The sequence below is a fragment of the Bradyrhizobium sp. USDA 4532 genome (assembly GCF_024171315.1).
GTDB lineage: Bacteria > Pseudomonadota > Alphaproteobacteria > Rhizobiales > Xanthobacteraceae > Bradyrhizobium > Bradyrhizobium australafricanum.
Genome location: NZ_JALJZN010000001.1, coordinates 7302062 through 7321372, shown reverse-complemented (window position 1 = coordinate 7321372; position 19311 = coordinate 7302062). Strand labels below are relative to the sequence as shown.

Here is a 19311-nt window from a genome sequence, read left to right as displayed (position 1 = left end):
CCGATGTCCGGCATTCCTTCGCCGGCCCGCCGCATGGTGCTCTCAAGACGCGACCAGGACAGGCCACGCCCCGCCGTTCAATAGGAACAAACGACGACGAGCGCGGTTCGGACCTACATCAGGGTTGAAAACACCAATTGCACACATGAAACGCCGTAATCGCTTCAAGCAAACCACGACGCTCGCATACCGCCTCATTCAGCTGGAGGAAGCGGCCCGCGCGAGGGCTTCGCATCTGCCTCCCGGCACCGAGCGGGAACGACTTCTCAAAAAGGCCCGCGAGGCCGAGCGCGCCGTCCAGATCGACCAATGGCTCGCCACTCCGGGAGCAGAGCCGCCACCATAGCGCTTCGATTCACATAAGTTGTGTCGATTCACATAAGCTAATGCGCGCACAGCCGCGAGAGGCGTTCGAGGCTCGGGCCCGCCCCCAACCAGACTTGCAGCCGGCCTCAACCCACCTCGCCCTTCGCTCCGGAGCACCCCCAGGCAGCATCTCGCGCACATGCCGATCAGGGGCGGCGGCTCAGTGAGAGCCCTTTCGTGCGAGCCGCATACCGCGTGGCGAATCGCCGAAGCGGGCTCGGAACAGACGGTTGAAATGCGAAACATCCGAGAAACCGACCTCGAGCGCGATATCGGAAATTCGCCGACGGCCGGCATCTGGCTCGGTGAGCAATTTGAGCGCCCGCTGGAGCCGCAATTCATTCAAGCGCTCGGTGAACGACGGGCCTGATGACGCCATCAGGCGCTGCAGATAGCGCGGCGAGATGCCCTGGCCACGCGCAACCGTTTGAACGTTGAGCCCGGGCTCCTCAAAGTGTGCGGCGATGTAGTCGAGCATAGCACGATGCCGCGCAGCGACGACGGCGCTCGCGCTGCTCTCGCCCAACGCAGCACACTCGCCGATCGCGAGCGCGATGAGATCGTGGATATGGGTCACGACTGTATCGCGAAGCTTCGGCGCGCTCAGCGCTTTCGTCTTAAGCACCGATTTCAGATATGAGATGAACAGTCGGAATGCTTCTGTCCGGTGGCAAATCGGCCGCATGACCAGACCTTCGACGTCGGTCACGCGCTGCGCAAGCGCCTCGCGCGGCACGGCCAGGCCGAATTGCAACCCGTCGATATAGGTGACGCTGGCGGGCTCGGAATGCAGAATTGCAATTGCGTCGCCGGCGCGAAAATCGGCGTCCCGGCCGCGCTGCGATAGCTGACATCTGCCCGGAGAGCAGAAGATGACCCCGATGGAGTCATCGCCATCGGCAAGGTTCGCCTGCAAACGCTTGAACCGCATCGACGTGCCCTTCAGCGCCAGCATGCGCAAACCCTGAACCGCTCGCAGCGACGCATCGGCCTGGAATGAAACGTTCGATAGAGGCTCGATATCGGCGTGCACGATGCATCGGCCAAAGTGCTCGCGCCAGAGCGGGATACGAATGCGTTCCGGAAGCTCGCACGTCGAAAATCGATACGATGCGAAATTGGCTGCGTCCATCGGCATGGGGACCTCCAGCCTTCACAAAACGTCGGAATGAAATGTTGCGGCACTCCACAATCGGTATCTGCATTTTGCGATTCACGCACCGGTCTTCGCCCGATCCGTGCGCATGAGTCCAAGAAGCCACGCTACCGGTCTGCTAGTCTTGCTCGCCTGTGATTGATACTGATGTGAACTGGTTCACTTGGTGATTAGAATATTACGTATATAATGACATCATGAAAATTGCGGCAAATTTCCCTCTTAAGAAGAAGCAGTCGCGATCGCTCTATTTATAATTGCTGCCATCGGATCCGTTTCAAACATTCCGGGCAGCGTGCAAGCGCAAATCAGTGTCGTGCCCTGTACGCGGTTTCCTGGCTAAGACGCCACGCGCAGGTCATTCAGTAGAACGACTGATATCGATTTTGGTTGCGTCGGACTGCCTGCGGCACTGTCGGTTATCGCCGCCGGTTGAAATGGTCGAAATCTGTCACGTGGGAAAGTCAACCTGGTGATCAAGAAGGCGTTCGATCATGTCCATCATATTCGACATGCTTTATCGTGAATACTGTCGTGCCCGCCTCGCCGAAATGCGAAAGCAGCATTTGTTGCCGGCCATCGGCGACGTCGCGCAGGCGGCGCCGTCAGAGGATAGCGATCCACCCGGTCCCCGTGATTGCGGCTGGCCGGCGGAAGCGCCGCCAACCCTCGGGTAGTAGCTGGAGCGCACAATCATACAGGTTGGCCGGAGGCTAGTCCGGCACGCGCACGCCTCGGAGCACCCGAGCGTCTCATGGACCTAGGTCCGATGAGGCCGCGCGCGCCCGCCAGACAGATCGACAGATGCACGATCGAACCCGCAGCTCGAAGCGATTGCTCGGCGAGACCCCGCCGGAGTTCAGATCGACCGGCCGCGACCCGCGCATCGATGTCTGTCGCGGAATCGCGTTGTGGTGGATCTTTCTCGATCACATTCCAGACAACGTCGGAAGCTGGCTGACCCTGCGCAACTACGGCTTCTGCGATGCCGCCGAAATCTTCATGTTCATCTCGGGCGTCACCTGCGCCCTGGCCTACGGCAGAGCGCGTCAGCGCGACGGCTGGCGCGGCATGATCGGCCGTTCGCTGCGGCGAGGATGGGATATTTATGCCGCCTTTCTGCTGCTGACGCTCGCCTGCGCGATCGTCGTCTACCTCGCGGGCAGCGATCGCCTCGCCGACGACAGCAATACGCGGGTTCTGTTCGAACGTCCGGGCGCAGCGCTTGCGCACGCCGCGGTCCTGCAATTCCACCCTGTCAATACCGACGTGCTGCCGGTCTTTGTGATCTGCCACGTGTTATTCGCACCGCTGCTGTGGCTGCTGCTGCGGGCGCCGAACCTGACGCTTGGCCTTTCGCTGTCGCTTTATGCGCTGGTGCATGTCTTCGGCTGGAGCATTCCCTCCTGGCCCGACGGCGTCTGGTTCTTCAACCCGCTGGCCTGGCAGCTTCCGGTCGTGCTGGGCGCATGGTACGTCATCGAGGGAAGGACGATCCAGGGATGGGTGACGTCGCGCCCTGCGCTGGTTCTGTCCGCGCTCTATCTTGTGTTCGGCCTCGTCGTTGCGCTGGGCCACGGCATCAAGCCGCCGCTGCTGCCGCAGGCGCTGACGGATTTGCTGTTTCCGATGGACAAGTCGAATCTGAGCCCGTTGCGGCTGCTGCATTTTCTGGCGCTCGCCATCGTGGTGTCATGGCTCGTTCCCGCGGGCTGGCAGGGACTGTCGATGCCGATACTGCGCAGCGCGAGGCGTTGTGGCGAGAACTCGCTGCCGATCTATTGTCTCGGCGTCCTGCTGGCGCTCGGCAGCCAATGTGACCTGTTCGACATCTCGAACCGGCTCTCGATGCAGATCGGACTCAGTCTTGCCGGTGTTGCTGCGATGGCCGCGGTCGCGACGCTGCTGAACACGCTCGGCACCAAGCGCGCCCGGCCGCCGGATGTCGATGCCGCCGGACATGACCTTGTGCCGCGCGCCGGCGATCGCGGCATTTTCGACGGTCATGGCGCGCATATCCTCTAAGGCGCGCCATCGTGCGCGGGAGAAGCGGATGCTCTCCCACGCACGGCTGGCGCCGACGCTCAGCTCGACTGTCGCGCGGCGTCGAGGATCAGCCGCGCGATCGCGTCGGGCTGCGAGATCAGCGCGAGATGGCTGGCCTTCACCTCGATCGTGGTGGCGCCCATCCGCTTGGCCATGAAGCGCTCGAGATCCGGATTGATGGTGCGGTCTTCGGTCGAGACGGCGTAGTAGCTCGGCTTGCTGCGCCAGGCCGCATGGCTGGTCTTGCCGGCCAGCAGTTGCTTGCGGAACGGCTGCTGCACGGCATAGAGCACCTTCGCCTTCGCCTCCGGCAGGTCGCCGGCGAAATCGCGCAGGAACGCTTCTTCGCCGAGCCGACCCTCGTCGCCGTCGAACACGATGCCGGCGCTCGCTGGCGGCGTCGGATAGGTCTTGGCCAGCGCGGTGTAATCCTCGTCCGCATCGGGTGCGCGCGCCGCAACATAGACCAGCGCCGAGACATTCGGATGCACGCCGGCCTCGGTGACGATCATGCCGGAGAAGGAATGACCGACCAGCACGGTCGGACCATCCTGGCGATCGAGCACCCGCTGCGCGGAGGCAACCGCTTCAGGCAGCGTGGTCAACGGATTCTGCACCGACGTGACGTTGAGCCCGGCGGCCTGCAGCCGCGGAATGACCTCGGACCAGCAGGAGCCATCGGCGAACAGGCCGTGCACCAGCACGACGTTGCGCGCCTTGACCGGCGGCGTGGTGGCGGCCATGCCGCGCGTGGACACCAGTGAAGCCGCGGCTCCAGCGAGCAAGGCGGTCGAGAAGGCGCGTCTGTTCATCATCATGTTACTGCTCCGTTGTTGTATGCTGAGTTGAAAATCAGAGAAGCGCGTCCACCTGCGGTGAACGGACAATCTCTCCTACGCGCGCAAAGGCCTCATGGTTACGCTCGATGCTGTCGTGATCGTAAAGATAGTTGACCATGATGCCGAAGGATTCCGGCATCGCGCGGTCGGCCGTGTTGCCGAGCCAATTGATCCGCTCCAGCCGGGCACCGTTGCCGAGATGGAAGCGCGCCACCGGATCGATGCGATTTCCTGACACCGGCGAGCGCGTGAGATATTGCGCGCACAGCTTCATCAGGACCGAACGCCAGGTCTCGCAGGTCGCCGCGTCGTGCCACCAGCCCTCGCGCTCCAGCTCGCGCAGCATCGCGACCTCGTTGCCGCCGGATTGCGGCTGCTGGCTGAGCCAGCGCCGGAAGCCCGGGATCGGCGACAGCGTGGAGAAGCGCTTCAGCTGCGGGAATTCCGTTTGCAGCTCCTCGACCACCTGCTTGATCAGGAAATTGCCGAACGACACGCCGCGCAGTCCGTCCTGGCAGTTGGAGATCGAATAGAAGATCGCGGTGTCGGCATGCGCGGCCCTGAGGCCTGCGCTGTCTTGATCCGCATCCTGCACCAGCAGCGGTGGCACGGCGGTGGCCAATCCCTGCACCAGCGCGACCTCGACGAAGATCAGCGGCTCGCCGGGCAGCGCGGGGTGGAAGAAGGCAAAGCAGCGGCGGTCGGGCGCAAGGCGGCGGCGCAGATCGTCCCAGCCCTTGATCTCGTGCACCGCCTCATAGGCGATCAGCTTCTCGAGCACGGCGGCCGGCGACTGCCAGTCGATGCGGCGAAGCTCGAGGAAGCCGCGATTGAACCATGAGACGAACAGATGCTTGAGATCGGCATCGAGCAGCTTCAGCTCCGGTTCGGAGCCGAAACGGCCGGCGATCTCGCTGCGCATCGCGATCAGGCTCGCCGTGCCGCCGGGCGCCATGTTCATCCGCCGCAACACCTCCTGGCGCGGCGGATCCGCGGCGTCGGCCAAATCGGCCGCGGCCGCCGCGGTGCCGTCGGCAAGATAACGCTTCGCCGCATCCTGCAGCGCCGCCGCGTCGGGCTGAAACGCGCTCGCCAGATAACGTTGAAAGCCGTGCCGGCCGGTGGCATCGAGCGCGCGCATGGTCTGCTGCAATTGGCGCGCGATCAGGGCGCCCGACGCTTCGCCGCGCTCGGACAACAATGCCGCGGCGAGTTGCCTCGCTTTGTCGAGTGAGGCCGGTGGACTGCCTGGGATGTGCTCGGCGTGGGTCATGGGAGCCTCCTTCTAGCGGCGGAATTTGGCAGGCGGCACGTAGAGGCCGCCCGATGCAGTGACGAGGTCGTCGATCGATTTCGCGGCGAGCCAGTCGCGCGTCGCCGTCTCGACGTCGAGGCCGAGATCGGACGGCAGCATCACGATGCCGCGGCGGCGCAGGCCGTCGGTCGTCCCGGCGTCCTGCCGCCGGCCGAACTCGGTGTCGCCGGCGACCGCGCGCAGGGCGGCCTCGCGCTCCTGCGGCGAGCGGCAACGCAACAGGTTGCAAACGCCGCGTTCGGTGATCACGTGGCTGACGTCGTCGCCATGGATCATGACCGGCGGCAGCGCAAAGCCGGCCGAGGCCGCGAGGTCGAACGCGTCGAGGCGCTCGACGAAGCTCGGCGCGCCGTTCGGCTGCCAGGTCTGGACCATCTGCACCACGAGCTTGCGGCCGCGCAGACGCTCGCCTGCTTCCTCGCCGGCACGCAACCAGGCAACGCTGTCGTGGCGTCGGCCGCGCGGATCGGCACCCATGTTCGGCGCGCCGCCGAAGCCCGTGATGCGGTCCTTGGTGGCGGTCGAGCTGTTGCCCTCGGGATCGATCTGCAAGGTGCCGCCGACGAACAGGTCGCAGGCATATTGTCCGGCGACCTGCGCCAGCGCGCGGTTGGAGCGCAGATTGCCGTCGGCGCCGACCGGAAACACGTCGGGACGGCTGGCGACAAATCGCTCCATGCCGAGCTCCGAGCCGAAGCAATAGACGTTGTCGACGAAGCCGGCTTCGATGGCGGGGATCAGCGTCGGATGCGGGTTGAGCACGAAATTCCGCGCGACCTTGCCCTTCAGCCCGCGCTTGGCGGCAAAGGTCGGCAGGATCAGCTCGATCGCCGCGGTGGCATAGCCGATGCCGTGATTGAGCCGTGTCACCTGATAAGGCTCATACACCGCCGATATCGCCATCATCGCCATCAGGACGTTCTCGTCCCTGACCTTGGCGGGATCGCGCGTGAACAGCGGATCGATCGCATACGGCTTCGGACCGGGCACCATGACATCGACCCAGTCGCCGGGGATGTCGACGCGCGGCAGACGATCGACGATCTCGTTGACCTGCGCCACGACGACGCCACCGCGGAACGCCGCGGCCTCGGCGATGGTCGGCGTGTCCTCGGTGTTCGGACCGGTGTACAGATTGCCGTCGCGATCGGCCTTGTCGGCCACGATGAGCGCAACCTGCGGCGTCAGGTCCACCAGCATCCGCGCGTAAAGCTCGAGATAGGTATGGATCGCACCGATCCGCAGCGCCTTGGCGGCAACGAGCTCGGCAAGGCGGCGGCTCTGCGGGCCGGCAAAGGCGAAGTCCAGGCGGTTGGCGATGCCGCGCTCGAACACCGCGAGATGATCGGGAAGCGCCAGCACCGACTGCACCATGTGCAGATCATGCACCCGCGACGGGTCCACCCCGGCGAGGCACGCGGCCAGGAAGTCCGCCTGCTTCTGGTTGTCGCCCTCGAGCGCCACCCGGTCGCCGGATGCGATGACCGCCTCGAGCAGCTCGACCGCGCGGTCGGTCGGGCAGACCTTTCCGTTTGTGCCGCAGACAGTTCGCGCGCGCGCCAGGCGCGCCGTGCGATCGGTTCGTGGTGTCGTCTCCGACATGATGGCCTCTCCTTGCTTGATCATCTGAAGCGAAGGTAGGCGGGCGGAATTGATAATAGAAACGATATTCTATAATATGATTGATTACAGATATGGATTAATCGATGCTCGACCTCGAACTTTTGCGGGCCTTCGTCGCGGTCGCCGATTGCGGCGGCTTCCACCGCGCCGCCGAGCAATTGCATCTGACCCAGTCGACCATCAGCCAGCAGATCAAGCGGCTCGAGCTCGAGACCCGGCGGCCGCTGTTCCGGCGCACGACGCGCAGCGTCGCGCTGACCGACGAAGGCGAGATGCTGCTCGGCGATGCGCGGCGTTTGCTGCAGCTCGAGGAAGCGGCGCGGCAGCGGCTGGTGGCGCCGCGGCTGTCCGGCTCGGTTCGTCTCGGCGTGGTCGAGGAAGTCGCCGGCGGCTCATTGCCGTCGGCGCTGGGCCGCTTCGCCGCGCTGCATCGCGGGGTCAAGCTCGAGGTGCAGATCGGTGTCAGCGCCGAACTGATCGAGCAGCTCGATGCGGGCCGGCTCGATCTGGTGTTCGCCAAGCGGCCGCTCGGAACGTCGAAAGGCCGTCTGGTGTGGCGCGAACCGCTGGTGTGGACCGCGGCGGAAACGTTCGATCTCGTTCCCGGCGCGCCGCTGCCGCTGGCGCTGTACCGCGAACGATCGGTGTCGCGCGACGCCGCACTCTCCGCGCTGCGCGACGGCGAGCTCGGCTGGGAGATCGTCTATACCAGCCCGAGCCTGACCGGCGTCCGTGCCGCCGCCGTCGCGGGACTTGCCGTCACCCCGCTGCCGCTCAGCGCGGTCACCACGGGCCTGCGCGTTCTCGGAATTGGCGACGGCCTGCCGCCGCTTCCCGATCTAGAATTCGCCATCTACGAGAAAAGACGGCCGGACAAGGCCGCGGAGGCGCTCGCCGACGCCTTGCTGACGCTGGCGCGCGGTCCCCTGCGCCCCACGATCTGAGCGCGCCGAACCGCGAATTGCGCCGCGCGCCGGTGTGCCTGCCGGCGGGCAGACCCGCCTGTTCCCGGCCGTTCCAACGAGATTCGTATTGAACGCTTGGGCTTAGGCAAATTTTAAACCGGGAGGCGTAGCTTACCCCTTGCGAGTTCAGTGGTTGAGAGTTTGTGAGTACGCCATGACAGAACCCCATCGCCCGAGGGTGAAATACGTCATCGGGCCTGACGGCAGCCCGTTAACGATTGCGGATTTGCCGGCCCCCGGTACCAAACGGTGGGTCATCCGCCGCAAGGCCGAAGTCGTCGCTGCGGTCCGCGGCGGCCTGCTCTCCCTCGAGGAGGCCTGCAGCCGCTACACATTGACCGTCGATGAATTCCTTTCCTGGCAGTTCTCGATCGACCAGCACGGTCTGGCCGGGCTGCGCACCACCCGAATCCAGCAATATCGGCAGTAATTCGGCGCCGATCCTGTGGCATTTGACGAAAACCGGCCTCGCCGTGCGAAGCCGGTTTTTTTCATGTCCGCGATTTTGCCGCGGTCCTTAACCTTCGTTAACCATATGGAAACCATACCCTAGGCAATATTTGCCCAGTCGGACCCGCGCGGGCCGAATCCCTGGGGGCCGTTGGTGCAAAGTCTGGTTGCTTTCCTGAGAGGTCTTGGTGCGGCCCGCCTCGCGGCCATGGTTGCGGTCACCGCGGCTCTGATCGGCTTCTTCGCCTTCGTCATCATGCGCGTCACGACGCCACAGATGACCACCCTCTTCACCGACCTGTCGACCGAGGATTCTTCTGGAATCATCAAGGAGCTGGAGCGCCAGGCGATCCCGTTCGAGCTGCGCAATGACGGCGCTGCGATCATGGTGCCGAAGGACAAGGTGACGCGGCTCAGGATGAAGCTCGCCGAGGGCGGCATGCCCAAGGGCGGCGGCGTCGGCTACGAGATCTTCGACAAGTCGGATGCCCTGGGCACCACGAGCTTCGTCCAGAACATCAATCATCTGCGGGCGCTGGAGGGCGAGCTCGCCCGCACCATCCGCGCCATCGACCGCGTCCAGGCCGCGCGCGTCCATCTGGTACTGCCGGAGAAGCCGCTGTTCTCGCGCGAGACGCCTGAACCATCAGCTTCGATCGTGCTCAGGGTGCGCGGCGCGCTGGAGCCGCAGCAGATCCGGGCGATCCGCCACGTCGTCGCCTCCGCGGTCAACGGGCTGAAGCCGCAGCGGGTCTCGATCGTCGACGAGGCCGGGCAACTGCTCGCCGACGGCGCCCAGTCCGACGCCGATGCCGCGGTCGGCGACGAGCGCCGCGCCGCCTTCGAGAAGCGGATGCGCAAGCAGGTCGAGGACATCGTCTCCTCGGTGGTCGGCGCCGGCCGCGCCCGCGTCCAGCTCTCCGCCGACTTCGACTACAACAAGATCACCCAGACCTCGGACAAGTTCGATCCCGAAGGACGGGTGCTGCGCTCGACCCAGACCCGCGAGGAAAGTAGCCTCACCGCCGACAATTCCGGCCAGGTCACCGTCGCCAACGAGCTGCCGGGCAGCCAGAACCAGGACAACGCCGCCCGCGCCCGCGACCAGAGCAAGAAGAGCGAAGAGACCAACAATTACGAGATTTCCCGCACCACCAAGACCGAGGTGACCGAGGCCGGCCGCGTCAACCGCATCTCGGTCGCGGTGCTGGTCGACGGCAGCTACTCCAAGAACGAAAAAGGCGAGCTGGTCTATCAGGACCGCACCAAGGAGCAGCTCGACCGCATCGCCGCTTTGGTCCGCTCCGCGATCGGCTTCGACCAGAAGCGCGGCGACCAGGTCGAGGTCGTCAACCTGCGCTTCGCCGAGCCGCCCGCCGCGCAGCCGATCGCCGAGCCGACCGGCCTGCTCGGCATGCTGCAGTTCACCAAGGATGACGTGATGTACGTCATCGAGCTCGGCGTCATGATGATGCTCGGCCTCGTCGTACTGTTCATGGTGGTCCGCCCGCTGGTCAAGCGCATCGTGGCGGCCGACGTCATTCCGGCGCTGACCGGCGCGGGCATGCCCGCGCTGGCGGAAGCCCATGCCGAGAGCGCCGCAACGCCGGGTCAGGCGCTGATCCCGAGCGGCAGCGGCGCAGCGCAATTGATCGACGTCGCCCAGATCCAGGGCCAGGTCCACGCCCAGGCCGTGCACCGGGTCGGCGAGCTCGCCGAACGCAATCCGAACGAAACCGTCTCCATCGTCCGTCAATGGCTGAGCGAGCCGGTAGAGAACTGACATGGCCGCCGTACCCCAGACCACCAACGCCAACGACATCGCCACCGTCCTCTCGACGCTGGCGAACCGGCAAAGCGCCCGGCCCAAGGGCAAGCCGCTGCCCGGCCCCAAGCGCGCGGCAATCCTGATGCTCGCACTCGGCGAGCAGTATGGCGGCAAGATCTGGTCGATGCTCGACGACGAGGAAGTCCGCGAGCTGTCGGTCCACATGTCGACCCTCGGCACCGTCGAGGCCGACGTGGTCGAGGACTTGATGCTGGAATTCGTCTCGCGGATGTCGGCCTCCGGCGCGCTGATGGGCAATTTCGACGCCACCGAACGGCTGCTTCAGCAATACCTGCCGGCCGAGCGCGTCTCCGGCATCATGGACGAGATCCGCGGCCCGGCCGGCCGCAACATGTGGGAGAAGCTCTCCAACGTGCAGGAAGAGGTGCTCGCCAACTACCTCAAGAACGAATACCCGCAGACCATCGCCGTGGTGCTGTCGAAGCTGAAGCCGGAGCACGCCGCGCGCGTGCTCGCGATCCTGCCCGAGGACATCGCCCTCGACGTGGTCGGCCGCATGCTGCGGATGGAAGCCGTGCAGAAGGAAGTCATCGAGCGCGTCGAGCAGACGCTGCGCACCGAGTTCATGTCGAACCTGTCGCAGACCCGCCGCCGCGACGCCCATGAGGTGATGGCCGAGATCTTCAACAATTTCGACCGCCAGACCGAGACCCGCTTCATCACCTCGCTGGAAGAGGAAAACCGCGAATCCGCCGAGCGCATCAAGGCGCTGATGTTCACCTTCGACGATTTGATCAAGCTCGATACCGCCTCGGCCCAGACGCTGATGCGCAACATCGACAAGGACAAGCTCGGCGTCGCGCTGAAGAGCGCCAACGAGGAGGTACGCAGCTTCTTCCTCGGCAACATGTCCTCGCGCGCCGGCAAGATGCTGATGGACGACATGGCCGCGATGGGCCCGGTGCGGCTGCGCGACGTCGACGAGGCCCAGGCCCTTCTGGTCAACCTCGCCAAGGATCTCGCCGCCCGCGGCGAGATCACGCTGACCAAGAACCGCGCCGACGACGAGCTGGTGTATTGATGGCCGCGCCCGCAAAATTCCTGTTCGACACGGATTTCTCGGCGCCGGACCGCGCACGCGAACGCGCGCCGACGCCGGCCGAGGTCGCGCAGAAGGTCGCCGACGCCGAGGCGCGGGCCTATCGCGCCGGCTACGAGGCCGCGCTGCGCGAGGCCAAGGTCGAGAGCGACCGCCGCGCCGCGCAGGCGTTGGAGGAGATCGGCACCGCGATCAAGGGCATCGCGGCGCGCTTCGCCGGCATCGAGACGCGGATGGAGACCGAGGCGGTGGACGTCGCGGTGGCGGTCGCCCGCAAGCTTTGTTCCGAGCTGTTCGCGCGCGAGCCGCTCGGCGAGATCACCGCGCTGGTCTCCGACTGCTTCTCGCATCTGGTGGCGACGCCGCATCTCGTGGTCCGCATCAACGACGCGCTCTACGAGGCGGCGCATGACAATATCGAGCGGATGGCGGCGCATTCCGGCTTTCAGGGCCGGCTGGTGATCCTGGCCGAGCCGACGATTGCGACCGGCGACTGCCGGATCGAATGGGCCGATGGCGGCGTCGTGCTGGAACGCGCCGCGATCGAAGGCAAGATCAACGAACTCGTCGGGCGCTATCTGGCGTCCCGCGGCCAGGCCGGCTGAAGGCGATTGAGGGCTGAACCATGACCGACACCGACACCCAAGTCCCGCTTCCCGATCTCAACTCCGCCGACGCGCCCACCATCGACGACATCGGCTACAACGAGGACGAACATGCCGCGCGCATCGCGGCCGATCTCGAGGCCGTGTTCGACGTGCCGGTGCAGGTCTCGGCGGTGCTTGGCCGCTCCAAGATGGACGTCGGCGACCTCTTGAAGCTCGGACCGGGCACCGTGCTCGAGCTCGACCGCCGCGTCGGCGAGGCGATCGACATCTACGTCAACAACCGCCTGGTGGCGCGTGGCGAAGTGGTGCTGGTGGAAGACAAGCTCGGCGTGACTATGACCGAAATCATCAAGGCAGAACGCTCTTAACAACTCAGGCGGTCACGCGCGGGACCTGCGCGACCAGACGAACAGGAGATCATCATGCGGCTTCTCATCGTTGGCACCCTGAAGGGCCAGCTCACGACCGCGACCAAGATCGCGATGGACAACGGCGCCTCGGTGACCCACGCCGAGGCCGCCGAACAGGCGATGAACGTGCTGCGCGGCGGCAAGGGCGCCGACCTCCTGCTGGTCGATGTCGGCCTCGACATCCGCGACCTCGTGATGCGGCTCGAAGCCGAGCACATCCACGTGCCGATCGTCGCCTGCGGCATCTCCAACGACGCCCGCGCCGCGGTCGCCGCGATCCATGCCGGCGCCAAGGAATACATCCCGCTGCCGCCCGACCCCGAGCTGATCGCAGCGGTGCTGGCCGCGGTCGCCAACGACGCGCGCGATCTGATCTACCGCGACGAGGCGATGGGCCGGGTAATCAAGCTGGCGCAGCAGATCGCGGGCTCGGATGCCTCCGTCATGATCACCGGCGAGTCCGGCACCGGCAAGGAAGTGCTGGCGCGCTACGTCCATTCCCGCTCGGCCCGCGCCAAGCGGCCGTTCATCTCGATCAACTGCGCCGCGATCCCCGAGCACCTCCTTGAATCCGAGCTGTTCGGCCATGAGAAGGGCGCCTTCACCGGCGCGGTCGCCCGCCGCATCGGCAAGTTCGAGGAAGCGACCGGCGGCACGCTGCTGCTCGACGAAATCTCCGAGATGGACGTGCGGCTGCAGTCCAAGCTGCTGCGCGCGATCCAGGAGCGCGTGATCGACCGCGTCGGCGGCACCAAGCCGGTCCCGGTCGACATCCGCATCATCGCGACCTCGAACCGCAACCTCTCGGAGGCGGTGCGCGAAGGCACCTTCCGCGAGGACCTGCTGTTCCGCCTCAACGTCGTCAACCTGAAGATTCCGCCGCTGCGCGACCGCCCGGCCGACATCCTCGAGCTGGCGCAGCATTTCGCCAGGAAATATGCCGAGGCCAACGGCATGCCGGTGCGTCCGATCTCGACTGATGCCCGCCGCATCCTGACCGCGAACCGCTGGCAGGGCAACGTCCGCGAGCTCGAGAACACCATCCATCGCGCGGTCCTGATGGCGCAGGGCGACGAGATCGGCGCTGAGGCGATCCTGACCCCCGACGGCGACCGCCTCGACCTCGCCAAGACCGCGCCCGCGGTCGCGCACGCCACGCTGGCCGCCGAGCAGGTCACCCGCGCGCTGGTGGGCCGCACGGTCGCCGATGTCGAGCGCGACCTGATCCTGGAGACGCTGAAGCACTGCCTCGGCAACCGCACCCATGCCGCCAACATCCTCGGCATCTCGATTCGCACGCTGCGCAACAAGCTGAACGAATATGCCGACGGCGGCATCCCGATCACCCCGGCCGGCAATGGCGCGCCCGACTATCAGCGCATGGCGAACGCCGGCTGAGAAACCCTGGTGGCGGCAAGTCCCGCCGCTTGCCTCGCCTCACGAATAGCTGGGCGCGTCGGGCTTGCGGAAGATCCGGATCGGATCGCCGGGCGTGATGTCGCGGCCCGTGAACGTCACATAGGCATAGAGCGCGAGATAGGCGACGGCGATCGCACCGACGATGTAGAACAGCCAGGTTCCCACGCGCTTCATCCAACGATCACCTCTCCGAAACATCCGCGCCATTTAATGCGCCGATTGGGAAAGCGCCACGGCCAACGTGCCGCGCCGGCCTCGGCGCCGTTCATCCCTTGAATCTTGCGGCAGGTTGCCTTATTCAATCTCCTATTGCGTTTACATTATTAGACAACTGGAGAGTGATATGGCCCTTTATGCGCAGACCAGCGGCACCCTGTCCACGACCTCCGCGACTTTAACGCCGATGCAAGGCCTCAGCCTGACGATTCCGGAGGGCGTCGGCACCACCGCGATCATCACCCTTAACGTTCCGAATCCCTACGCCACGGGCAACGATATTCCGGGCGGCGTGTTCGGAGTCACCGTCAATGGCACGGTCTCGCCGGTCGTCGCAAGCTTCACCTATAACGAGACCCCGTCGAGCTTTGGCCGTATCCCGACCACACTCGTCGTTGGCATTCCGCTGGCCAATGCAGCTCAGACCGTCCAGGCTGTATGGGCTGGCGTCCGCGGCAGCAATGTGATCATCGACAGCCCGGCATCGCTGAGCGCAGTTTTCTAAAGTCCGATCCGGATAAGCACGGCGCGCTAACGCGGCCCTCGCACATGAACATGACGCGACGGCAGGCTGACCTCAGCCAGCCGTGCGGCGTCTTCCTCATGGTCGATCGCGACATACTCGCCGTGCCAATACACCAGCGCGGCGGTACGCTCGGACGCAATCACGTCGAGCACGCGGCCGATGACGATCACGTGCGAATGCCGTTCGATGGTCTCCTCGACCTCGCAATCAACCGCGGCAAGCGCGCCGACCAGCAGCGGGACGCCTGACGCGCGCGTCGTCCATTCGGCCCCGGTGAAGCGGTCCGCGCCCTTCAGGCCGCCCTTGCCGGTGAAGCGCTCGGCGATGTCGCGTTGATCCGCGGCCAGGATATTGACGCCGAATACGCCATGGCGTGCGATCAGCGGCCATGACGAGGCCGCGCGGTTGATGCTGACGATCAAGGACGGCGGCTCGACCGAGAGCGACGACACCGAGGTCACCGTCATTCCCGAAATATCCTTGGCCCGACCGGCCGTGATCACGCTGACGCCGCCGGTGAGGTGACGCATCGCGCCGCGAAATTCGGCGGCCGCAACCGCGGGCTCGATCGAAACATTGCGGACGATGGAATTCATGGCGACCTCACAGACTGTCTTCGCTGCCTTCGAGCAAATGCTTCAGGATCTCGCCCTCCAGCGCGGCGAGTTCGGCCGACCCGCGCCGGCGCGGCCGCGGCAGGTCGATCGCGACATCCTCGGCGATGCGGCCGTCCTCGATGACCAGCACGCGGTCGGCGAGCGCGACCGCCTCGGCGACGTCGTGCGTCACCAGGATCGCGGTGAAGCCCTGATCGCGCCAAACCCGTTCCAGCAATTGCTGCATCGAGATCCGGGTCAGCGCGTCGAGTGCGCCGAGCGGTTCGTCGAACGCCAGCACGCGCGGCTGACTGACCAGCGCCCGCGCCAGCGCCACGCGCTGCTTCTGCCCGCCCGACAGCACGGACGGCCACTGGGTGCGCTTGTCGCCGAGTCCGACCTCGACCAGCGCGCGTTCGGCGCGCGCCTGTGCGTCGGCGGAGGCACGCTCGCGCCCCAGCCCGACCTCGACATTGGACAGCACCCGCGCCCAGGGCAGCAGCCGCGGCTCCTGGAACATGACGCGGACGTCCTGCGCCCGCGGCGGCTCGCCGAACGCGATGTTTCCCGCCGTCGGCGCGTCGAGGCCGGCGATCAGACGCAGCAGCGTGCTCTTGCCGCAGCCGCTCCGGCCGACGATCGCGACGAACTGGCCGGCCGGGATGTGCAGGTCGATGCCGCGCAGCACCTCATTGTCGCCGAACGCCTTGCGCAGGCCGCGGATGGTCAGCGACAGGCCGCGGGCCGCGCCTTCCGGCACGCGCCGCAACTGCCTCGCCTTCACGACGATCTCGGTGCGGTCGACCGGCTCGGCTTCAGCGGTTTCGAAACGAAGCGCTTCTTGCATTCTCATTCTCACTTCTTCTGGAAGGCGGGATGCCACGACAGGGTCAGCCGCTCCAGCGCCCGCGAGGCGCTGTCGGCGAGCTTGCCGAGCAAGGCGTAGATCAGGATCGAGAGCACGACGACGTCGATCAGCATGAACTCGCGCGCCTGCATCGCCATGTAGCCGAGGCCCGACGAGGCCGCGATGGTCTCGGCGACGATCAAGGTCAGCCACATGATGCCGAGCGCGAAGCGCAGGCCGACGAAGATCGAGGGCAGCGCGCCGGGGAAGATCACCCGGCGGAACAGCTCGCCGTCGGTCATACCGTAGATGCGGCCCATCTCGATCAGCTGCGGGTCGACGGTGCGGATGCCGTGCAGCGTGTTAAGATAGATCGGGAAGAACACGCCGAGCGCAACCAGGAACAGCTTGGCCGACTCGTCGATGCCGAACCACAGGATGACGAGCGGGATCAGCGCCAAATGCGGAATGTTGCGCACCATCTGCAAGGTGGTGTCGGTGAGCTTTGCCGACAGCTGCGACAGCCCGTTGGCGAGACCGAAGGCAAAGCCGATGCCGCCGCCGATCAAGAAGCCGATCGAGGCGCGCCAGAAGCTGACCCAGATGTTGCGGACCAGTTCGCCGGACAGCAGCAGCTTCCATCCCGCCACCGCCACGTCAGTCGGCGCCGGCAACACCCGCGAGGGCACGTAGCCGGTGACGCAGGCAAGCTGCCACACCAGCACGATCGCCAGCGGCACGATCCAGGGGATCAAGCCATCGACCTTCGGGAGTTTCGGCGCGCTGGAGCTGTTTCCGTTCCGATGGGATCGGAACGGAGCTCCAGATTTTTGTTTTGACGCGTTTTCTTCACGCGAACCGGCATCCACTTCGCTCGAAAACGCTTTGCGGCGCGGGAGACTGTCGATGAGACTCATGATTGCGATGCCTGCTTCTGCGGACGGTAGTCGTTGCCGATAGTCTCGCCGAACGGCCCGGTGTTGACGCGGATCGGCGTCACGTTGCCGCCCTGCGCCAGCGACAACAGCGGGAACACCAATTCGGCGAAGCGATAGGCTTCCTCGAGATGCGGGTAGCCCGACATGATGAAGGTATCGACGCCGATCTCCTGATACTCCTTGATCCGCGCGGCGACGGTCTCGGGATCGCCGACCAGCGCGGTGCCGGCCCCGCCGCGCACCAGGCCGACGCCGGCCCACAGGTTCGGGCTGATCTCGAGCTGGTCGCGGCGGCCGCCATGGAGTTGCGCCATGCGTTGCTGGCCGACCGAATCCATCCGCGCAAAGATCTTTTGCGCGGCGGCCACCGTGTCGTCGGTGACGTACTGGATCAGCTCGTCGGCGGCCTTCCAGGCTTCCGCATTGGTCTCGCGCACGATCACATGCAGGCGGATGCCGAACGAGAGCTTGCGGCCGCGCTGCGCCGCCATCGCCTTCACCTTGGCGATCTTCTCGGCGACCTGCGCCGGCGGCTCGCCCCAGGTCAGATATTTGTCGACGGTGTCGACCGCGACGTCGATGCCGGCATCCGAGGAGCCGCCGAAATACAGCGGCGGCCGCGGCGACTGCACCGGATTGAACAGCAGGCGGCCGTCCTCGATCCTTATGTGCTTGCCTTCGACATTGACGGTCTTGCCCGCCAGGAGATCGCTGTAGACGTTGAGGAACTCGCGGGTCACCGCGTAGCGCTCGTCATGATCGAGGAAAATGCCGTCGCCCTTGTTCTCGATCGGATCGCCGCCGGTGACGACGTTGATCAGAAGGCGGCCGTTCGACAGCCGGTCCAGCGTCGCGGTCATCCGTGCGGCGACGCTCGGCGACTGCAGGCCGGGCCTCACCGCCACGAGATAGCGCAGGCGTTCGGTCCAGGGCGCGACGGCCGAGGCCACCACCCAGGAATCCTCGCAGCTCCGCCCGGTCGGCAGCAGCACGCCGTAATAGCCGAGCTGATCGGCGGCCTGCGCGATCTGGCGCAGATAATTGAAGTTCACCTCGCGGCCGCCGATCGACGTGCCGAGATAGCGGCTGTCGCCGTGGGTCGGCAGGAACCAGAGGATGTTGGCGTTGGTTGGGGTGCTCACGTGCCCGGCCTCCATGCGACGTCGGAAATCTTGATTTGTTTCGGGATCAGGCCGAGCGCAAAGAACGTGTCGGCGACCTGCTGCTGATCCGCGACCACTGCATCGGTGACCGGCTTGATGCCGTAGGCCTGCCGCTTCAACGCGACCTCGACCACCGGCACCGACAGGCCGATGCTCGGCGCCAGCTGCTCGGCAACGGCGTGGATATCGCCCTTGGCCCAGTCATCGACCTCGCTCAGCTGCGCCAGCACGAGCTCGACGATCTTCGGATCGGCCTGCAGGAATTTCTTCGAGGCGAAGTAGAACTGATAGTTCGCAACGATGCCGGTGCCGTCGGCGACGGTGCGGGCGCCGGTCGCAGCCTCCGCCGCGGCCTGGAATGGATCCCAGATCACCCAGGCATCGACCGCGCCGCGCTCGAACGCCGCGCGTGCATCGGCCGGCGCCAGGAACACCGGCTCGATCTCGGAATATTTGACGCCGGCCTTCTCCAGCGCCTTCACCAGCAGATAGTGGACGTTGGAGCCCTTGTTCAGCGCGACCTTCTTGCCCTTCAGGTCAGTGACCGACTTGATCGCGCTGTCCTTCGGCACCAGGATCGCCTCGCCCTTCGGCGCCGGCGGCTCGTAGGCGACATACTGGATCGGCGCACCGGCGGCCTGCGCGAAGATCGGCGGCGCCTCGCCGGTATTGCCGAAATCGATCGCGCCGACATTGAGCGCCTCGAGCAGCGGCGGCCCGGACGGAAACTCGGTCCACACCACCTTGGTGCCGACCGCCTTCAGCTTTTCCTCGAGCGAGCCCTTGCTCTTGAGCAGCACCAGCTTGCCATATTTCTGGTAACCGATGCGGACCACCTTCTCCTCGCCGTAGGAGGCGCTGACGGTTGCGGCGACGATGCTGAGCGACAGCACCGCGCGGGCGATCCAGCGTCGAAATAAACGCGTCATGGGACTATCCT

21 protein-coding genes are annotated in these 19311 nt (G+C 65.6%); 11 read left to right on the top strand and 10 right to left on the bottom strand.

All coding sequences use genetic code 11. The features are described 5' to 3' along the window. Positions 1-145 precede the first annotated feature (145 nt). Complete coding sequence (locus J2R76_RS33725) at positions 146-346, top strand: hypothetical protein (RefSeq protein ID WP_057017332.1); 201 nt, start codon at positions 146-148, stop codon at positions 344-346. A 180-nt stretch (positions 347-526) separates the two neighbouring features. On the opposite strand, the gene J2R76_RS33720 is transcribed toward J2R76_RS33725, so the two are convergent. Beyond that, positions 527-1504 (bottom strand): AraC family transcriptional regulator, encoded by a 978-nt coding sequence (locus J2R76_RS33720; protein WP_253589101.1) that lies wholly within the window; start codon positions 1502-1504, stop codon positions 527-529. 512 nt (positions 1505-2016) lie between these two features. Between J2R76_RS33720 and J2R76_RS33715 the strand changes: the two genes are divergently transcribed. Together J2R76_RS33715 and J2R76_RS33710 are read left to right on the top strand one after the other, a co-directional pair. Further along, positions 2017-2199 (top strand): hypothetical protein, encoded by a 183-nt coding sequence (locus J2R76_RS33715; protein WP_038377339.1) that lies wholly within the window; start codon positions 2017-2019, stop codon positions 2197-2199. Positions 2200-2326: 127 nt separating this feature from the next. Further along, positions 2327-3547 carry an OpgC domain-containing protein gene (locus J2R76_RS33710; RefSeq protein WP_057017329.1) on the top strand — a complete coding sequence of 407 codons (1221 nt, stop codon included), beginning with the start codon at positions 2327-2329 and terminating at the stop codon, positions 3545-3547. A 59-nt stretch (positions 3548-3606) separates the two neighbouring features. On the opposite strand, the gene J2R76_RS33705 is transcribed toward J2R76_RS33710, so the two are convergent. From J2R76_RS33705 to mdcA, 3 genes are read right to left on the bottom strand one after another with little or no spacing between them, the layout of a single operon-like run. Then, positions 3607-4386, bottom strand: coding sequence for an alpha/beta fold hydrolase (locus J2R76_RS33705; RefSeq protein ID WP_253625450.1), 780 nt, complete (start codon positions 4384-4386; stop codon positions 3607-3609). A gap of 34 nt (positions 4387-4420) precedes the next feature. Beyond that, a complete protein-coding gene (locus J2R76_RS33700; RefSeq protein WP_253625449.1) occupies positions 4421-5680 on the bottom strand; it encodes a malonyl-CoA decarboxylase in 1260 nt (419 codons plus the stop codon). Between the two features lie 12 nt (positions 5681-5692). Then, the gene (mdcA, locus tag J2R76_RS33695) at positions 5693-7348 is read right to left on the bottom strand and encodes a malonate decarboxylase subunit alpha (RefSeq protein WP_253625448.1); all 1656 of its coding nucleotides are present in this window, start codon (positions 7346-7348) and stop codon (positions 5693-5695) included. An 80-nt stretch (positions 7349-7428) separates the two neighbouring features. On the opposite strand from mdcA, the gene J2R76_RS33690 reads away from it, so the two are divergent. The 7 genes from J2R76_RS33690 (at position 7429) to J2R76_RS33660 (ending at position 14064) form a co-directional block, all read left to right on the top strand. After that, complete coding sequence (locus tag J2R76_RS33690; RefSeq protein ID WP_253625447.1) at positions 7429-8289, top strand: LysR substrate-binding domain-containing protein; 861 nt, start codon at positions 7429-7431, stop codon at positions 8287-8289. Positions 8290-8464: 175 nt separating this feature from the next. Continuing rightward, positions 8465-8740 carry a DUF1153 domain-containing protein gene (locus J2R76_RS33685; protein ID WP_002714638.1) on the top strand — a complete coding sequence of 92 codons (276 nt, stop codon included), beginning with the start codon at positions 8465-8467 and terminating at the stop codon, positions 8738-8740. Between the two features lie 174 nt (positions 8741-8914). Further along, entirely contained in the window at positions 8915-10543 is a 1629-nt protein-coding gene (fliF, locus tag J2R76_RS33680) for a flagellar basal-body MS-ring/collar protein FliF (protein ID WP_168857544.1), read from the top strand. A gap of 1 nt (position 10544) precedes the next feature. Then, complete coding sequence (fliG, locus tag J2R76_RS33675; protein ID WP_018273552.1) at positions 10545-11630, top strand: flagellar motor switch protein FliG; 1086 nt, start codon at positions 10545-10547, stop codon at positions 11628-11630. Further along, positions 11630-12253: a FliH/SctL family protein gene (locus J2R76_RS33670; RefSeq protein WP_253625446.1), complete on the top strand. Its 624-nt coding sequence runs from the start codon at positions 11630-11632 to the stop codon at positions 12251-12253. The genes fliG and J2R76_RS33670 overlap by 1 nt, the downstream gene beginning before the upstream one ends. A gap of 20 nt (positions 12254-12273) precedes the next feature. Next, entirely contained in the window at positions 12274-12624 is a 351-nt protein-coding gene (gene fliN, locus J2R76_RS33665) for a flagellar motor switch protein FliN (protein ID WP_028333458.1), read from the top strand. Positions 12625-12678: 54 nt separating this feature from the next. Further along, positions 12679-14064, top strand: coding sequence for a sigma-54-dependent Fis family transcriptional regulator (locus J2R76_RS33660; protein WP_253625445.1), 1386 nt, complete (start codon positions 12679-12681; stop codon positions 14062-14064). A 39-nt stretch (positions 14065-14103) separates the two neighbouring features. Here the strand turns inward: J2R76_RS33660 and J2R76_RS33655 are convergent, their stop codons facing one another. Further along, a complete protein-coding gene (locus tag J2R76_RS33655; RefSeq protein WP_028333460.1) occupies positions 14104-14259 on the bottom strand; it encodes a hypothetical protein in 156 nt (51 codons plus the stop codon). A 169-nt stretch (positions 14260-14428) separates the two neighbouring features. Between J2R76_RS33655 and J2R76_RS33650 the strand changes: the two genes are divergently transcribed. Continuing rightward, positions 14429-14806: a hypothetical protein gene (locus tag J2R76_RS33650; protein ID WP_016844337.1), complete on the top strand. Its 378-nt coding sequence runs from the start codon at positions 14429-14431 to the stop codon at positions 14804-14806. Between the two features lie 26 nt (positions 14807-14832). On the opposite strand, the gene J2R76_RS33645 is transcribed toward J2R76_RS33650, so the two are convergent. The 5 genes from J2R76_RS33645 to J2R76_RS33625 form a co-directional block, all read right to left on the bottom strand. Continuing rightward, positions 14833-15423 carry a flavin reductase family protein gene (locus tag J2R76_RS33645; RefSeq protein WP_253625444.1) on the bottom strand — a complete coding sequence of 197 codons (591 nt, stop codon included), beginning with the start codon at positions 15421-15423 and terminating at the stop codon, positions 14833-14835. Between the two features lie 7 nt (positions 15424-15430). Further along, on the bottom strand, positions 15431-16270 hold the full coding sequence (locus tag J2R76_RS33640) for an ATP-binding cassette domain-containing protein (protein ID WP_253626109.1): 840 nt from the start codon (positions 16268-16270) through the stop codon (positions 15431-15433). A gap of 8 nt (positions 16271-16278) precedes the next feature. Continuing rightward, positions 16279-17025 carry an ABC transporter permease subunit gene (locus tag J2R76_RS33635; protein ID WP_057017321.1) on the bottom strand — a complete coding sequence of 249 codons (747 nt, stop codon included), beginning with the start codon at positions 17023-17025 and terminating at the stop codon, positions 16279-16281. Between the two features lie 158 nt (positions 17026-17183). Then, positions 17184-18365 (bottom strand): FMNH2-dependent alkanesulfonate monooxygenase, encoded by a 1182-nt coding sequence (gene ssuD / locus J2R76_RS33630; protein WP_253625443.1) that lies wholly within the window; start codon positions 18363-18365, stop codon positions 17184-17186. Further along, complete coding sequence (locus tag J2R76_RS33625; RefSeq protein ID WP_168857549.1) at positions 18347-19300, bottom strand: sulfonate ABC transporter substrate-binding protein; 954 nt, start codon at positions 19298-19300, stop codon at positions 18347-18349. The genes ssuD and J2R76_RS33625 overlap by 19 nt, the downstream gene beginning before the upstream one ends. Positions 19301-19311: the final 11 nt, after the last annotated feature.

What these genes read in the sequence shown, in the direction of transcription:
- fliN (WP_028333458.1), top strand. Translation starts at nt 12,274, where the DNA reads ATGACCGACACCGACACCCAAGTCCCGCTTCCCGATCTCAACTCCGCC.
- J2R76_RS33715 (WP_038377339.1), top strand. Translation starts at nt 2,017, where the DNA reads ATGTCCATCATATTCGACATGCTTTATCGTGAATACTGTCGTGCCCGC.
- J2R76_RS33725 (WP_057017332.1), top strand. Translation starts at nt 146, where the DNA reads ATGAAACGCCGTAATCGCTTCAAGCAAACCACGACGCTCGCATACCGC.
- J2R76_RS33685 (WP_002714638.1), top strand. Translation starts at nt 8,465, where the DNA reads ATGACAGAACCCCATCGCCCGAGGGTGAAATACGTCATCGGGCCTGAC.
- J2R76_RS33710 (WP_057017329.1), top strand. Translation starts at nt 2,327, where the DNA reads ATGCACGATCGAACCCGCAGCTCGAAGCGATTGCTCGGCGAGACCCCG.
- J2R76_RS33625 (WP_168857549.1), bottom strand. Translation starts at nt 19,300, where the DNA reads ATGACGCGTTTATTTCGACGCTGGATCGCCCGCGCGGTGCTGTCGCTC.
- J2R76_RS33670 (WP_253625446.1), top strand. Translation starts at nt 11,630, where the DNA reads ATGGCCGCGCCCGCAAAATTCCTGTTCGACACGGATTTCTCGGCGCCG.
- J2R76_RS33720 (WP_253589101.1), bottom strand. Translation starts at nt 1,504, where the DNA reads ATGCCGATGGACGCAGCCAATTTCGCATCGTATCGATTTTCGACGTGC.
- J2R76_RS33650 (WP_016844337.1), top strand. Translation starts at nt 14,429, where the DNA reads ATGGCCCTTTATGCGCAGACCAGCGGCACCCTGTCCACGACCTCCGCG.
- J2R76_RS33690 (WP_253625447.1), top strand. Translation starts at nt 7,429, where the DNA reads ATGCTCGACCTCGAACTTTTGCGGGCCTTCGTCGCGGTCGCCGATTGC.
- J2R76_RS33655 (WP_028333460.1), bottom strand. Translation starts at nt 14,259, where the DNA reads ATGAAGCGCGTGGGAACCTGGCTGTTCTACATCGTCGGTGCGATCGCC.
- J2R76_RS33700 (WP_253625449.1), bottom strand. Translation starts at nt 5,680, where the DNA reads ATGACCCACGCCGAGCACATCCCAGGCAGTCCACCGGCCTCACTCGAC.
- J2R76_RS33645 (WP_253625444.1), bottom strand. Translation starts at nt 15,423, where the DNA reads ATGAATTCCATCGTCCGCAATGTTTCGATCGAGCCCGCGGTTGCGGCC.
- ssuD (WP_253625443.1), bottom strand. Translation starts at nt 18,365, where the DNA reads ATGGAGGCCGGGCACGTGAGCACCCCAACCAACGCCAACATCCTCTGG.
- fliG (WP_018273552.1), top strand. Translation starts at nt 10,545, where the DNA reads ATGGCCGCCGTACCCCAGACCACCAACGCCAACGACATCGCCACCGTC.
- mdcA (WP_253625448.1), bottom strand. Translation starts at nt 7,348, where the DNA reads ATGATCAAGCAAGGAGAGGCCATCATGTCGGAGACGACACCACGAACC.
- J2R76_RS33705 (WP_253625450.1), bottom strand. Translation starts at nt 4,386, where the DNA reads ATGATGATGAACAGACGCGCCTTCTCGACCGCCTTGCTCGCTGGAGCC.
- J2R76_RS33640 (WP_253626109.1), bottom strand. Translation starts at nt 16,270, where the DNA reads ATGCAAGAAGCGCTTCGTTTCGAAACCGCTGAAGCCGAGCCGGTCGAC.
- J2R76_RS33660 (WP_253625445.1), top strand. Translation starts at nt 12,679, where the DNA reads ATGCGGCTTCTCATCGTTGGCACCCTGAAGGGCCAGCTCACGACCGCG.